The 1,653-nt window shown below is 22.9% G+C and carries 2 protein-coding genes; both read left to right on the top strand.

Annotation, left to right across the window (positions count from 1 at the left end):
- The first annotated feature begins 209 nt into the window (after positions 1 to 209).
- A complete protein-coding gene (locus CAMP5053_RS08050) occupies positions 210 to 1,286 on the top strand; it encodes a hypothetical protein (protein WP_337217627.1) in 1,077 nt (358 codons plus the stop codon).
- A 2-nt stretch (positions 1,287 to 1,288) separates the two neighbouring features.
- Positions 1,289 to 1,653 (top strand): hypothetical protein (locus CAMP5053_RS08055; RefSeq protein WP_337217628.1); only part of this gene is annotated, 365 nt, incomplete at its 3' end.

Here is a 1,653-nt window from a genome sequence, read left to right on the forward strand (position 1 = left end):
TAAAATTATAGATTGGGTGTATAGTATTTTTTGTGAAAACTTATTACTCTTTCCACCAATTGTATTTTTAAATTTCATATATTTAGGTAGATATTTTTCAAAATATGGATTATTTGAAATGATATGTTATTTATCAATAATCATTCTTTTTAGTAGAAAACTAATAAATATTGTTTTACTTCTTCTTTGTAAATTAAAAAGGCTAGAAAATGAGAGATAAAATTTTAAAAAGGGTATTAAAATTATGTTTTTTTACATTTTTTATTTACAACACCGCTTATGCTTTGTGTACTGATGAGTTGAACGATGAGGATTTAAAATTTATACAAAATACAAATTTAAATCAAGTTAATTTTAAATGTAATATAAACAATCAGACATACTATTACAACAATCTTACTCGAAAAGAATATTTACAAAACTTAGAAGAACTTAAGGCGATTTATTTTAATCTGAACAAAGAAGAATTAAAAACACTAAGCTATGTCATCTATCTTAATGAAGCACTTTTTTATCTAAAACTTGATTTGAATTTTTTAAAAAATTTTTTTTCTGTACAAAAAAACGATATTTCAAACCTTGAAAACTTAAGAAAATCTCATTATAAGCAAATAGAAAATATCCTAACATTAAATCAGAAAAAAGAATTACAAAACTTTTTTGTTTTAGCAGATCAAATTTTACATAAAAACGAAATTGCAAAAGATTATATTGATATTTCTTCCAATCTTATAGAGCAGAGCAAACTAGAAAATAAAGAAATTTTAAAGTATATTGAAAATTCAAATAAAGATATCTTCTCTCTTAAAAATATCAATCAATTAATCTTTCTTTATAATACAAATTTACTTATAAATGAAGCTAAAAATTATCCACAAAGATTAGCTCTTGCTTATGATAAAAATGAAGCATTAAAACTTTTAGAAACACTTTTAGAAACAATGAATAAAATTTCAAATAAAGAAGATAAACTTGTGCTTTTGCAAAATGCTTTAATTACTTACGATAAAGCAATATCAAGCTTAAATATTGATTTACCATTGAATGAACAAAAATATAAAAAAATAATCAAAAGAAAAGAATATATTATTTTAATGGGACGATTTTTTCAAAGCGATGCGTTTACTTATTTTAACACCAATCTAAAAAGAAAATTTGATTTTAAAGATGATTTTATTCAAATTTTTCCAAAAAGAACGAGTGAAATTTTAAAACTCATTGCAATTTACAATCAAACAAAAAAAACTTTAATGCTTACAAAAGAAGCTTTAAAATATAAGGAATAAATATGTCAGATAAAGATGACTTAATAATACCCGAAGAGATTAGACAAGCTTGGAATGAAATAGAACCTATTTTAGATTATGGAAATACTATTTTAGAAACTTTCAATTCTTGCGGATTAATTTGCAAAAAAATTCCTATTACTGGCGATATTATCAATTTTATTTTGGTTTGGGATGAAGAAAAAAGCGTAAGCAAAGCTATAGCTAATTTAGGAATAGATAGAATGGCTGATTTAACAATTATCATCTCCACCATTATGGATTTAGGAATGACACTTGATAACATAAAAAATATTGAAAACCCTAGAGAAGAAGCAAAGAAATTTGCTTTTAATTTAATTGACTCCTTTACAAGTAATAAAACTTA

It is taken from the genome of Campylobacter sp. S4:11 (assembly GCF_024723695.1).
GTDB classification, from domain to species: domain Bacteria; phylum Campylobacterota; class Campylobacteria; order Campylobacterales; family Campylobacteraceae; genus Campylobacter_D; species Campylobacter_D jejuni_C.

Excerpts from the sequence above, each read along its gene's own strand:
- CAMP5053_RS08050 (WP_337217627.1), top strand. The coding sequence starts at position 210 with ATGAGAGATAAAATTTTAAAAAGGGTATTAAAATTATGTTTTTTTACA.